The sequence below is a fragment of the Novosphingobium sp. 18050 genome (genome assembly GCF_902706195.1).
Taxonomy (GTDB): Bacteria; Pseudomonadota; Alphaproteobacteria; order Sphingomonadales; family Sphingomonadaceae; genus Novosphingobium.
The window spans coordinates 123,668-136,044 of record NZ_CACSJO010000015.1 but is presented as its reverse complement, the minus strand read 5'-3'; the positions used below and the strand labels follow the sequence as shown (position 1 = coordinate 136,044).

10 protein-coding genes are annotated in these 12,377 nt (G+C 63.6%); 8 read left to right on the top strand and 2 right to left on the bottom strand.

From position 1 onward, the window contains the following. Positions 1-2,522 (top strand): TonB-dependent receptor (locus GVL61_RS15530; RefSeq protein WP_235037725.1); only part of this gene is annotated, 2,522 nt, incomplete at its 5' end. 47 nt (positions 2,523-2,569) lie between these two features. Here the strand turns inward: GVL61_RS15530 and GVL61_RS15525 are convergent. Next, complete coding sequence (locus GVL61_RS15525; RefSeq protein WP_235037724.1) at positions 2,570-3,343, bottom strand: alpha/beta fold hydrolase; 774 nt, start codon at positions 3,341-3,343, stop codon at positions 2,570-2,572. Positions 3,344-3,448: 105 nt separating this feature from the next. Here GVL61_RS15525 and GVL61_RS15520 point away from each other — a divergent pair, with 105 nt between their 5' ends. Further along, positions 3,449-4,351 (top strand): LysR family transcriptional regulator, encoded by a 903-nt coding sequence (locus GVL61_RS15520; protein ID WP_159981560.1) that lies wholly within the window; start codon positions 3,449-3,451, stop codon positions 4,349-4,351. Positions 4,352-4,395: 44 nt separating this feature from the next. On the opposite strand, the gene GVL61_RS15515 is transcribed toward GVL61_RS15520, so the two are convergent. Further along, the gene (locus GVL61_RS15515; RefSeq protein WP_159981572.1) at positions 4,396-6,459 is read right to left on the bottom strand and encodes a prolyl oligopeptidase family protein; all 2,064 of its coding nucleotides are present in this window, start codon (positions 6,457-6,459) and stop codon (positions 4,396-4,398) included. A 264-nt stretch (positions 6,460-6,723) separates the two neighbouring features. Between GVL61_RS15515 and GVL61_RS15510 the strand changes: the two genes are divergently transcribed. From GVL61_RS15510 to GVL61_RS15485, 6 genes are all read left to right on the top strand, one after another. Beyond that, positions 6,724-7,707: an ATP-grasp domain-containing protein gene (locus GVL61_RS15510; RefSeq protein WP_159981559.1), complete on the top strand. Its 984-nt coding sequence runs from the start codon at positions 6,724-6,726 to the stop codon at positions 7,705-7,707. A gap of 483 nt (positions 7,708-8,190) precedes the next feature. Continuing rightward, entirely contained in the window at positions 8,191-8,775 is a 585-nt protein-coding gene (locus GVL61_RS15505; RefSeq protein ID WP_159981558.1) for a TerD family protein, read from the top strand. Positions 8,776-8,824: 49 nt separating this feature from the next. Then, positions 8,825-10,000 carry a TerD family protein gene (locus GVL61_RS15500; RefSeq protein WP_159981557.1) on the top strand — a complete coding sequence of 392 codons (1,176 nt, stop codon included), beginning with the start codon at positions 8,825-8,827 and terminating at the stop codon, positions 9,998-10,000. A gap of 25 nt (positions 10,001-10,025) precedes the next feature. Beyond that, positions 10,026-11,081: a DUF475 domain-containing protein gene (locus GVL61_RS15495; protein ID WP_159981556.1), complete on the top strand. Its 1,056-nt coding sequence runs from the start codon at positions 10,026-10,028 to the stop codon at positions 11,079-11,081. Between the two features lie 43 nt (positions 11,082-11,124). After that, entirely contained in the window at positions 11,125-11,706 is a 582-nt protein-coding gene (locus tag GVL61_RS15490) for a TerD family protein (protein WP_368667125.1), read from the top strand. Between the two features lie 24 nt (positions 11,707-11,730). Further along, positions 11,731-12,306: a TerD family protein gene (locus tag GVL61_RS15485; protein ID WP_159981554.1), complete on the top strand. Its 576-nt coding sequence runs from the start codon at positions 11,731-11,733 to the stop codon at positions 12,304-12,306. Positions 12,307-12,377 lie beyond the last annotated feature (71 nt).

The window sequence follows — 12,377 nt, the reverse complement described above, 5'->3', positions numbered from 1 at the left end:
CATCCCTCCCTTCGAGACACGAATTCCACCCGGAGGGCACAATGGCATTTCATTCGATCGTACTACCCCTGATACTGGCGGCGGCACCGGCTGACGCCGCCGCAGAGCGTACCGTGAGCTTCGATATCCCGGCCCAGAACATGGCCACTTCGCTCAACGAATTCGGCCGCCAGGCCGGTGTCCAGATGGTGTTTCCCTACGACGTGGTCGTGGGTCAGCGCTCCGCCCCGCTCAAGGGCCGCTTCACGCGCAGCCAGGCGCTGCGCCGCCTGATCGCCGGGCGCGGCATGGCGATTTCGCTGGAGAGCCGCTCGATCATCTCGCTCGCCGCCGCCCCCGCATCGCCCGTGCGCGACATGTCTGGCGCCGATGCGCGTACCGGCGGGCAGGACATCGTCGTCACCGCGCAGAAGCGCCAAGAAGACCTTTCCAAGGTTCCGCAGGCGATCACCGTGGTTTCGGGTGAGGAAGTCGAAAAGCGCCGCATCGTCGACTTTGCCAGCATGGTCGATGAAGTTCCCGGCCTGTCGATCAACTACGGCTTCGGCGGCGAGAGCTACGGCCTGCTGAGCATTCGCGGCATCGGCGGCGCGGACGACTACAAGCCCAACGGCTCGCCCTCGGTCGCGCTGCATCTGGACGGGGTGTACCAGAGCTCGAACGCATATTTGGGCATGCCGCTGTTCGACATCGAGCGCATCGAAGTGCTGCGCGGGCCGCAGGGCACACTTTATGGCCGCAACTCCACCGCGGGCGTCGTCAATGCGATCACGCGCGGCGGCAGTGACAGCTTCGAAGGCTATGTCGATGCGCGTTACGGCAGCTACGACAGCATGCGCGCCGAAGCCGCGATCGGCGGTCCGGTGGGTGAGAACGTGCGCGTCCGGCTGGCGGTGATGACCGATCAGGGCGGCGGCTTCATGGATGGCAAGGGCGCAGGCGATCTGGCCGGTGCGCGCCTCAGCGTGGGCGGCGTGGTGCAGACACAGGTTCCTGCGATCACCGATCCCGGCGCGCGCAAGGGCTTTGGTGACAAGGACCTGTTCGCGGCGCGCGGCACCGTGGACATTGAATTCGCGCCGGAAACGACGCTGACGCTGAAAGCCTTTGGCAGCCGCGATCGGGGCGATGCCCGCCAGTACGACCGCCTCAGCGCGGCGCAGGACAGCAGCGTCCTGAACGCGGGCGAAGACAGCGATCCCTACAGCTTCTATTCCAGCCAGTATTACGACCAGAACATCGACATCAAGGGCGTTTCTGCCCAGTTCTCGCACCTGCTGAATGATGCTACTCGCCTGGATATGGTCGTCGGCGCCCAGTCCAGCCAGCGCAAAGTGGGTGGCAACGGCGATGGAACGCCTTACCCCCAGTACGAATACCTTTTCGACGAAGACCTGAGCCAGGATTCCTTCGAACTGCGCCTTCGTAATGAGCAGCAGGGCCGGTTCAACTGGCTGGTCGGCGGCTTCTTCATGAGCGACAAGATCGACTACACCAGCGAATGGAAGAGCTGGGCGGCGCGCACCATCTACCAGAACATCCACAACCAGCGTCGCCGCAGCGGCGCGCTGTTCGGCCAGGTCGATTATGAGGTGGTATCCGGCGTGCGCCTGACGGGCGGCCTGCGCTACACCAGCGATCAGGTGGACTCCAAGGGCCGCAACGTCGACCTTAATCCCTGGGGTATCTCCAACTATCAGGCCTTCTTCGCCACCACTCCCAACTTCAGCTGGGACAAGCAGTTCAAGGACGACGACGTCTCCGGCCGGGCCGCTGCGCAGTGGTTCATCAACGAGGACCTGAACGTCTTCGCATCGGTAGCGCGCGGCTATCGTTCGGGCGGCTTCGACGGCACCTCGATACTGACGCCGGAAGAGACCGAGCCCTTCCAGTCCGAGACGGTCTGGGCCTACGAAGCCGGCGTGCGTTACCTGAAGGGACCGCTGCGCCTCTCGCTTGACGCGTTCGCCAACGACTTCAGCAACCTGCAGGCGACCACGCGCCTTGCCAACGATACGAACGGACGCACCAACGTCGGCAAGGCCCGGACACGCGGCATCGAAGGCGCGCTGAACCTGCGCCTTATCAACAGCAGCGCGCACCAACTCGATTTCGATGCCTCGGGCACGTATCTCTATTCGGAGATCACCGAGTTCAAATCGAACCGCATCGCCGACGTAACCTCGACCGTGGGTGATCCGCTGCCGGGCGCGCCCAAGTGGACGGGCCGTGTTGGCCTGGTGCACACTTACAGCTTCGGCGATGGCTGGTCGCTCAGCAGCCGTGCGAACATCTTCTACCACGGCAAGGAATCCAACCGCCTCAACGCGCTGCCGGGTAACACGGCGCAGGCCTATACCCTGCTCAACGCGCGGATCGAATTGCAGTCGCCGCACGGGTGGTCGGTCTATGCGACGGGCCGCAACATCACCGACGAAGTCTACTTCCCGGAACTCAACGGTGCCTCGCGCATGGTCGGAGCGCCTGCCACTTATGCGGTGGGTGTACGCTTCAGCTTCTAAGCGAAATGTCCAGGACAGGCGGCCAGGCGTGGCCGCCTGTCAAAACCTCAACGCAGCAGCCACTGCCGCAGCAGGCGCGTGACTTCCTCGGGGCTTTCGAGTGCGGGGAGGTGGCCGCATTCACGGATGCGGTAAAGGCGCGAGCCGCGGATACGTGCGTGCATTTCCTCGGCATGCTCGGCAGGGGTTACCCGGTCGCCGTCGCCGACGACGATCATGGTGTCGGTGTCGATCGCCAGCAGGCTTTCCAGAAAGTCGGGGCGGTTCATGATCGCTTCCTGCTGGCGCAGGAACGCCGCTCCGCCAACCCGGCCCGCCATCGACCGCAGGTCTTCCGCGACCGCCCCCTCGACATGGCGGGGGTGGATGAGTTCCGTCAGCAGCCTATGGGTTATGCCCAGGAAACGGCCGCGCCGCAGGGATTCGATCCCGGCTTTCCGTTGCGCTGTCCGGGCCGGGGTATCGCCGCGCGCGCTGGTGTCGATCAGGGCCAGCCGGTCCACGCGCTCGGGCGCCTGGCGCATGATTTCCAGCGCGACATAACCGCCCATCGAAAGGCCGACGAGCGAAAAGCGCGCCGGTGCGACCGCCAGCGTCCTGCGGGCCATGGCTTCCACCGATCGGTCGAGCGTGAGATTGGCGATCATCGGAGCTGCAATGTCGGACAGGGCCTCTACCTGATGGCGCCACAATTGCTGGTCGCACAGCAGGCCGGGGAGGAAGACTACCGGCTCCAGATCGGTTTCCTCAGAAACCGCGAACTGCGGCATCCATGGCTGGGCCATGGAAGGGAGCGGATTGCTGTGAGGGGCCTGGTTCAACATCGGGATCACTCTTCATCGTTCTCTTGCCACAGAAATATGCTGACGCCCGGCCATCTGTCCAATATGTGGCATTGCGAAATGCCATAGCTTTTGGAGATACCAGTGGAACTGCGACATATCCGCTATTTTCTGGCTTTGGCGGAAGAGCTGAACTTCACCCGGGCCGCCCGGCGGCTGGGTATCGGTCAGCCGCCGCTCAGCCAGCAGATCAAGAATCTCGAACGGGAAGTCGGCACCGCGCTGTTCCACCGCCTGCCGCACGGGGCCGAGCTGACCGAAGCAGGCGCGGCTTTCCTGCAAAAGGTGAAGGACTTGCCGGCCCAGGCGGCTCTCGCAGTCAGGTCTGCGCAGCGCGCCGGGGCCGGGCAGACGGGGGCAATCCGTGTGGGCTTCACCGGGTCTGCGGCATTCAATCCCCGCGTCCCCGCCGTGATTCGAACCTACCGGCGGCGATTTCCCGATGTCGATCTTTCACTGCGGGAGGCCAATTCGAATGGCCTCGTTGCGTCGCTTCTGGACGAGTCGCTGGACGCGGCATTCCTGCGGCCCGGCGGCGTCAGCGAGGAAGGCCTGCGTTTCTATCAGATCGAGACTGAACCACTGATCGCCGCGCTGGCTTCCAGCCGCATGCCGCATAGCGATCCGATCGCATTGTCCGCGCTTGGCGACGACCCATTCATCATCACCCCGCGCCCCTTGGGGCCGACGCTGTTCGACGCGACCATAGCGGCGTGCCGCGATGCCGGTTTCGAACCCGTGCTGGGACAGCCCGCACCGCAGATCGCATCGATGCTGGCGCTGGTCGCGGCGGAACTGGGCGTGGCGCTCGTGCCGGACTCGATGCGCGAGGCCGCCATGAAAGGCATCACCTATCACGATATTCTGGGAGGCGGCCCGACGACTAGCCTCGCGATCGCGACCCGCCGGGATGACCGGTCGCCTACCGTCGCGGCATTCGTCAAGGAAGCCCGTTTTCAGGACGGCGCGGGGCGTACCGACGACTGACTAGCGGCGAGGCGGTCGTTCGGACCGTCTCGCCGCTGTTCTTGTCAGTCCATCAGCTTGCGCGTCAGGTAGGTCAGCCACAAGGCCGTGGTCTTGGCCGACTGCCGGATGTCCGCGCCCGATCCGTGACCGCCTTCGGTGTTCTCGTAGAAGTAGTAGGGCAGGCCCATTTCCTCCATACGCGCTGCGAACTTGCGGGCGTGCTGCGGCCCGGTGCGGTCGTCGCGCGTGGTGGTGAAGATGTAGGGCTCGGGGTATTTCACGTCCTTGCGCAGCGCGTGATAGGGCGACTTCTTCAGCCAGAAGGCCCGCGCCTCGGGATCGGCGTAAACATCGCCGTATTCACCCTGCCAGCTGGTCCCCGCCGCGATCTTGCTGATGCGGATCATGTCGAGCAGGGGCACCTGGATAACCACCGCGTTGTAGAGTTCGGGGAACTCGGTCATCTCGACGCCCATCAGCAGGCCGCCGTTCGACCCGCCGACGATACCCAGCCTGCGCGGCGAGGTGATCTTGCTGTCGATCATGTCGCGGGCAACGCTGGCGAAATCGTCATAGGCGACCTGCCGCTTCGTCTTCAGTGCGGCCTCGTGCCAGGCCGGGCCGAACTCGCCGCCGCCGCGGATGTTGGCAAGCGCGAAGGCGCCGCCCCGCTCCAGCCACAGTTTGCCAATCGTGCCCGAATAGGAGGGCGTCGAGCTGACCTGGAAGCCGCCGTAAGCGTCGAGCAGGACCGGCGTAGAACCGTCCAGCGGGATGTCTTTGCGGCGTACAAGGAAATAGGGGATTGCCGTCCCGTCTGTCGACTTCGCCTCGCGCTGTTCGACTACGAGGCCCTTGCTGTCGAAACGCGGCGGCAGGCTCTGGATAGGCTGCGCGGTGGCGGCGGCTGCGGCCACAAGGTACAGGCTGCTGGGCGTGGTGAACCCCTCGGCCCAGGCGAAGACGCGGTCCCCGTCCGTTTGTGCCGAACCGAAGCGCAGCGCTAGCTTGTCAGGCAGGGGCAGCGTTGCCGTCGTCCATGCGCCGCCCGCAGCCGGGGTCAGCGAAAGCAGGCGGCCGTTGACGTTGTCGAGAATGGAAACGAGCAGTCGGCCCTTGGTCGCAGAAACCGCTTCCAGTGCCTCGCGAGGACCGGGCTTCCACGCGAGCTTTGCGGAAAATCCTTCGGGACGCTGCATCACCTCGGTGAGCGGGGCGGTAGCGACCGAGCCGGAAGGTAGGTCGCCCCAGGCCTCATCCAGACGGAAAACGACGCGGCCTGCAACGAGCCCGGTAACGGAGACCTTCTGTGGGATCGCCAGTTCGTGCACCTTGCCATCGGCGGCGATCACGAAGCTGCGCTGGTGGAAGAAGTCGATTGCGCGCGTGATGACCTTCAGCGTATGGCCTTGACCGTCGTGCAGCACTGCCGGGAACACGCCGACATCGTTTTTGTCGCCCCGGAAGACTTCCACCGCTTCGGTGAATGGCCGTCCCCGTGTGACACGCTTTACCACATAGGGATAGCCGGAGGTCGTGACTTCGCCCGGCGTCCATTCGGTAGCGACGAGCAGGTGATCGCCGTCTTCCCATGTCACACCCTGCTTTGAACGCGGAATGTGGAAACCGCCCTCCACGAAGGTGCCCGAAGCCAGGTCGAACTCCCGCACTTCGACAGCATCTTCGCCGCCGTTCGACAGGGATATGAGGCAGCGCCTCTGTTCCGGCTCCAGGCAGTCTGCGCCCTTGTAGACCCAGCTCTTGCCCTCGGCCTTGCCCAGCGCATCGATGTCGAGAACGGTCTTCCATGCGGGCTTGCCGCTGCGATACGCCTCCAGCGAGGTCTTGCGCCAGATGCCGCGCAGATGCTGCTCGTCCTGCCAGAAGTTGTAGATCTGGCCGTTCAGGAAGCTCGGAGCGGGGATGCGGTCCTTGGCGCCGAGGATGGCCAGCGCGTCGTTGTAGAAGGGCTGGTAGTGCGGATTGGATTCCAGCCGCTGTTCGGTGGTGGCGTTATGGGATTTCACCCAGTCCATCACGCGTGGGCCGTTCGCGTCCTCCAGCCAGATCCAGGGGTCGGCAGGATCGCGCGGATCGGCGGGGGCGGGGCTTGCAGCAAAAGACATGGATGTGGAACTCAACAGGGCGAGAGTGGTGGCAAGCGCGATGCGCAGCGTCTTCTTCAAGGACGATTTCCTCGTTAACTGATGCCTTTGAAAGTAGTGGACGGCGTGGATGACGCAAGCCGCCGTGTCTTTTTGCAGGGGTATGAGGCTGCAAAGGTGAGAAGATGGGGAGGGAGCGGCATCCGGCCCCGTCTTCGGTTGACACTTTCCATGCGTTCGATAGCGCAGAAATCCATGAAAATATGGTTCAATCAATCGTTTTCGATGCGCAACGTCGTCAGCCGGATCGTTAGCGAGCGACCGCTGGTCAGCCTGTTCGTCAGCGCCGTCGACAGTCGCTCTCCAGTGCGCGATGTGGCGCCGGTATTCTGGCAAGAACCGGCACGCGGTACGGTCGATTATGCCACCTGGCTTCTCGATACCGCCATCGAACGCGGGGTCGATGCTCTGGTGCCGCAGCGCGGCAAACGCGGCGTTGCCCGGATGCTGGACCAGTTCTCGGCGAACGGCATCGCGGTGCATGTCGCGGCCGATGCCGATACCCTGGAACTGCTGGACAACAAGGCAGCTTTCGCCGTTTCGATGGCCAACGATCCCTACTTGTGCCCGACGTTCGCGGTGACTTGTGCGCAAGGCTTCGAGGATGCCGTGCAGGCATTGACGGCGAATGGCGCCAGCGCCTGCGTGAAGCCTTCACGCGGCGTTTACGGCGCGGGGTATTGGACACTGGATGCGCGGGGGCCGTTGACGCACCTTGCCGATCCCGACGCCCGCCGGATCTCGCCGCATGCCTACGCCGCCGCGCTCGTTGACGCGGAGCAGCGCGGCGAGGCTTTCTCGCTGCTGGTGATGGAGCACCTTTCAGGCCTCGAATGTTCAGTCGACATGGTCTGCGAACGCGGGACGGTGCTGCTGGCGGCAGTGCGCACGAAGCTGGATGTCAATCGCCAGCGAATTCAGACACGCCACTCCCTGATCTCGCACGCTGCCGAACTTGTCCGGCGGCACGGCCTGCACGGTGCGATCAACGTGCAGTACAAACAGGACCGGCACGGCGACTGGCGCATCCTCGAGATCAACTCACGCGCGGCGGGCGGGGCTTCCTATTGCGACGAGGTAGGCATTCCGTTCTGCACGACGTGGATCGACGTCGTCACCGGTAATGCCCGTCCTTTCGAGGCTGAGGTCGATGTGGAGATCATCGCCGTTACGCGCGCTGTCCCTGCCTTGGCGGCCGTAGCGGCCTAGAACGGATCGGCGGCAACCTGCCGGGCAAGCCACTGGATCGCCAAGTGGCGGTTGAGGCATGCCAGCGGCGAGCCTTACCGTCGTCCTCCCCGAGGTCGTACATCTCGTGTTTAAGTGCGTCGCCGTCGCGGGATTATCGCCGGTGCAGCGGAAGCCTTGATAGTCCGCCATATCCAGCACCGTCGGCAGGCGATCGCGCCCAGTCGCCTCGGCATAGTCGAGCGCGCCAGCAGTCGGTCAATTTTGACCATCATTGGTACAGTGGGTCTGCGGAAAAAGAGGAGCGGTCGCAAAACTACGTCAAAAAGACGCTGGAGCATGTCAAAAAATTGCCATGGTCGAGCCGCTAAGGAGACCGGAGGGATAATCGGTGAATGCCTGATCTGGAAAGCATAAATACGCCTCGCGGCTATTGCGGACGTGGGCGCAATCGTAATACTCGGGGGCGAATTTTGCATATTGGTTCGGAAACGGGAGCGTCGCGTGGTTAGTCTGCAAAAAGGCCAGTCGGTTCGTCTGGAAAAGTCTGGTGGAGGCTCGCTGACCCGTGTTTCGATGGGCCTTGGCTGGGACGTGCGCAAGGCCAAGGGCTTCTTCGCCAAACTGACCGGCGGTGGCGGCGGGGAGGTCGATCTCGACGCATCATGCCTGCTGTTCGATGCCCAGCGCAATCTGCTCGACCAGGTGTGGTTCCGCCAGCTCGCCAGCCAAGACGGCAGCATCGTCCACAGCGGTGACAACCGCACCGGCGCCGGAGACGGCGACGACGAGACGATCAATGTCGATCTCACGCGGTTACCAGCCAATGTCCACACGCTGCTGTTTACGGTGAACAGCTTTTTGGGCGATACTTTCGACCGCATCGAGAACGCTTATTGCCGCGTCGTCGATTCCACCAACCGCAAGGAACTGGCCCGTTACGACCTGACCGGCTCGGGTACGCATACCGGCCAGATCATGGCGAAGGTGGTGCGCGTCGGTGACGGCTGGGAAATGAAGGCGCTGGGCGAACGGACCACCGGCCGCACCTTCCAGGAAATGATGGACAAGATCATCGGCGCGTTGTGAAGCCCGTCGTCGCACTTGAGAGCACCTGCTACAGGGCATTGGGGCAAACATGAATGATCTCCAGCAGGGCGCCAACGCGCCCGTGCCGGCCGACCGGCTGACGGTGTCCTTTGCATGGACACCGGCTGCAGGGCGCGATGTCGATGCGGATGCCTCGGCCTATCTGCTGACGGCTTCGGGCAAGGTTCGCGGCGACGCCGACATGGTGTTCTACAACCAGCCGCAAGGCGGCGATGGCGGCGTCTGCTTCGTGAACGGGCCGGGGCAAGGCACGTTCGAGGTCGATTTTGCCCGCCTGCCATCCGAGATCGAGCGAGTGGTCTTCTGCGTGACCGTCCATGAAGCGCAGGCCAAGGGACAGACTCTGGCCTTGCTTGAGGGTGCCCGGATCGACGTGGCGCCTTCAAGCGGCGGGGCAGCCCTGCGCTTCGTGCCCGGCCTTGCCGGTGCCGCAGAGGCGGCGATGACCTTCGGTGAACTCTATCTTCGTAACGGGCAGTGGAAGTTTCGCGCCGTGGGGCAGGGCTTCACCGGGGGGCTGGCACCGCTCGCGCGTTCCTTCGGGATCGACGTGGCCGAAGATTCGCCCGCCGCACCGCCACCACCGCCGCCTCCCGCTCCCAAGCCGGTGAGCCTGAGCAAGGTGACGCTGGAAAAGGCAGGCCAGACTGTCAGCCTCGAAAAGCGCGGGACGAGCTTCGGCGAGATCACGATCAATCTAAACTGGTCGCGTGGGCGCAAAGGCTTCTTCGGCGGCGGTTCGGCTATCGACCTCGATCTGGGCTGCCTTTTCGAACTTTCGGATGGGCGAAAGGGTGTCGTGCAGGCACTGGGCAATGCCTTCGGGTCCTTCGCGCAGGAGCCTTTCATCGCCTTGTCCGGCGACGATCGCACCGGCGACGTCTCGCAGGGCGAGACGATGCGGATCAACGGCGCCCGCTGGGCCGATATCCGCCGCATCGCGATCTTCGCCAATATCTATGACGGTGTGCCAAACTGGCAGCAGACGGATGGCGTGGTGCTGGTTACCATGCCCGACCAGCCGCCGATCGAGGTCCGCATGACCGAAGGCCAGAACGACCGCCGCCTGTGCGGGATCGTGCTGATCGAGAACGATGCCGGCCGCCTGAAGGTTACGCGCATCGTCGACTACGTGCGGGACCAGAAGGACCTGGACGAGAGCCTCAGCTGGGGCCTGCGCTGGGTAGCCGGTCGCAAGGATTGAGCCGTACGCGGCGAAAGGGGTTAAAGTGTTTAAGTATTACAAGGGTTCGCTGCTGTTTACGGCGCTGTGCATGGTGCTGGCCGCATGGCTGGGCTGGGACATCACCGGCACGCTCGGCGGGACGCTGGGCATCCTGTGGATCGTCGCGGTGCTCGGCGTGCTGGAGGTTTCGCTGTCGTTCGACAACGCGGTGGTCAACGCCACCGTGCTGCGCGACATGGACGCCGTGTGGCGTCGGCGCTTTCTGACCTGGGGCATCCTCATCGCCGTGTTCGGCATGCGCATCGTCTTCCCGCTGGCGATCGTCGCCATCGCCGCGAAGATGGGGCCGATCGATGCGGTGATCCTCGCGGCGACCGACTCGGTACGCTATGAAGAGATCATTACAGCTGCACATGTGGGCATATCCGGCTTCGGGGGCGCCTTTTTGGCGATGGTCGGGCTGAGTTTCTTCCTCGATGAGGAAAAGGAACTGCACTGGCTCGGCCTGATAGAGCGGCCGTTCGCCCAACTCTCGCGCATTTCCGGCCTCGCCATCGGCCTGGTCCTGCTGGCGCTCTACGGCCTGTCGCGCATGATCGACCCGGTGGAGGCGATGACCTTCATCACCTCGGGCATCTTCGGTCTGGTGACCTATATCGCCGTCCAGTCTGTCGGCGCGCTGCTAGAGCAGGGAGAGCATGCCAGCCATTCCGGGCAGGACGCCGCGGTAGCTGTCGCCAAGTCCGGCCTGGCCGGTTTCCTCTACCTCGAAGTGCTGGACGCTTCGTTCTCGTTCGACGGTGTGGTCGGCGCTTTCGCTTTGTCGAACAATCTGTTCATCATTGCTCTGGGCCTGGGCATCGGGGCGATGTTCGTGCGTTCGATGACGGTGATGCTGGTCGACAAGGGCACACTCGCCGAATACCGCTATCTCGAACACGGCGCTTTCTATGCGATCGTGGCGCTGGCCGCGATCATGCTGCTGTCGGTCCGTTTCGAGATCCCGGAGACGATCACCGGCCTGATCGGCGCGGCGTTGATCGGCCTGTCCCTGTACGATTCGCTGCGCAGTAATCGCAAGGACGCGAAGGCATCCTGAGCTGGCCGCATATACCGCACCATAACCCGGAAAGCAGGAGAACATCATGTCGGTAAGTCTGTCCAAGGGCGGCAACGTCAGCCTGTCCAAGGAAGAGCCGAACCTCTCGAAGATCCTCATCGGACTAGGCTGGGACACCCGCACCACCGACGGCGCGGACTTCGACCTTGACGCCAGTGCGTTTCTGCTGGGCGATGCAGGAAAGGTGCGCGGTGACAGCGACTTCATCTTCTACAACAACCTGCGCTCGCCGGAAGGTTCTGTGGAGCACACCGGCGATAACCGCACGGGTGAGGGCGATGGTGACGACGAAGCGCTGACGGTCGAACTGGGCCGCGTTCCGGCGGAAGTGCAGAAGATCGCGATTGCGGTCACCATTCACGACGGTGAGGGGCGGAGGCAGAGCTTCGGCATGGTGTCGAATGCCTTTATCCGCGTCGTCAACGCCGTGACCGGCCGTGAAATCTCGCGCTACGACCTGGCCGAGGACGCATCCACCGAAACCGCAATGGTTTTCGGCGAGGTCTATCGCCACAACGGCGAGTGGAAGTTCCGCGCGGTTGGACAGGGCTACAAGGGCGGCCTCGCGCCGCTCGCGCGCAATTACGGTGTCAGTGTCGGCTGAAGCCGACGGATTAGGAGAATCAAAATGGCAGTTTCGCTTTCCAAGGGCGGCAACGTCAGCCTCAGCAAGGAAGCTCCGGGCCTCAAGGGCGTACGGGTCGGCCTGGGTTGGGACACGCGCGTCACCGACGGTACCGATTTCGATCTCGACGCCAGCGTGTTCCTGCTGAACGACGCGGGCAAGGTTCGTTCGGACGCCGATTTCGTGTTCTACAACAACAAGAACGGCGCGAACGGTTCGGTCGTCCACCAGGGCGATAACCTGACCGGACAGGGCGACGGCGACGACGAAGTCGTAGCGGTGACGCTGGATCAGGTTCCGGCCGAAATCCTGCGCCTCAGCTTCGCCGTGACGATCCACGATGCCGATGCGCGCCGCCAGAACTTCGGCATGATTTCAAACGCCTTCATTCGCGTGCTGAACGCCGATGGCGGCACCGAGATCGCCCGCTACGACCTGTCCGAAGATGCTTCGACCGAGACGGCGATGATCTTCGGTGACCTCTATCGCCACAATGGCGAGTGGAAGTTCAAGGCCATCGGTCAGGGCTATGCAGGCGGTCTGGGGCCGCTGGCCTCGTCCTTCGGCGTGAATATCTGATACCCCATGACAGCGCCCGCTCATGCGTGATCTGATCGCGGGCGAACGGGTGCCCATCGCCGGTGAGCGAA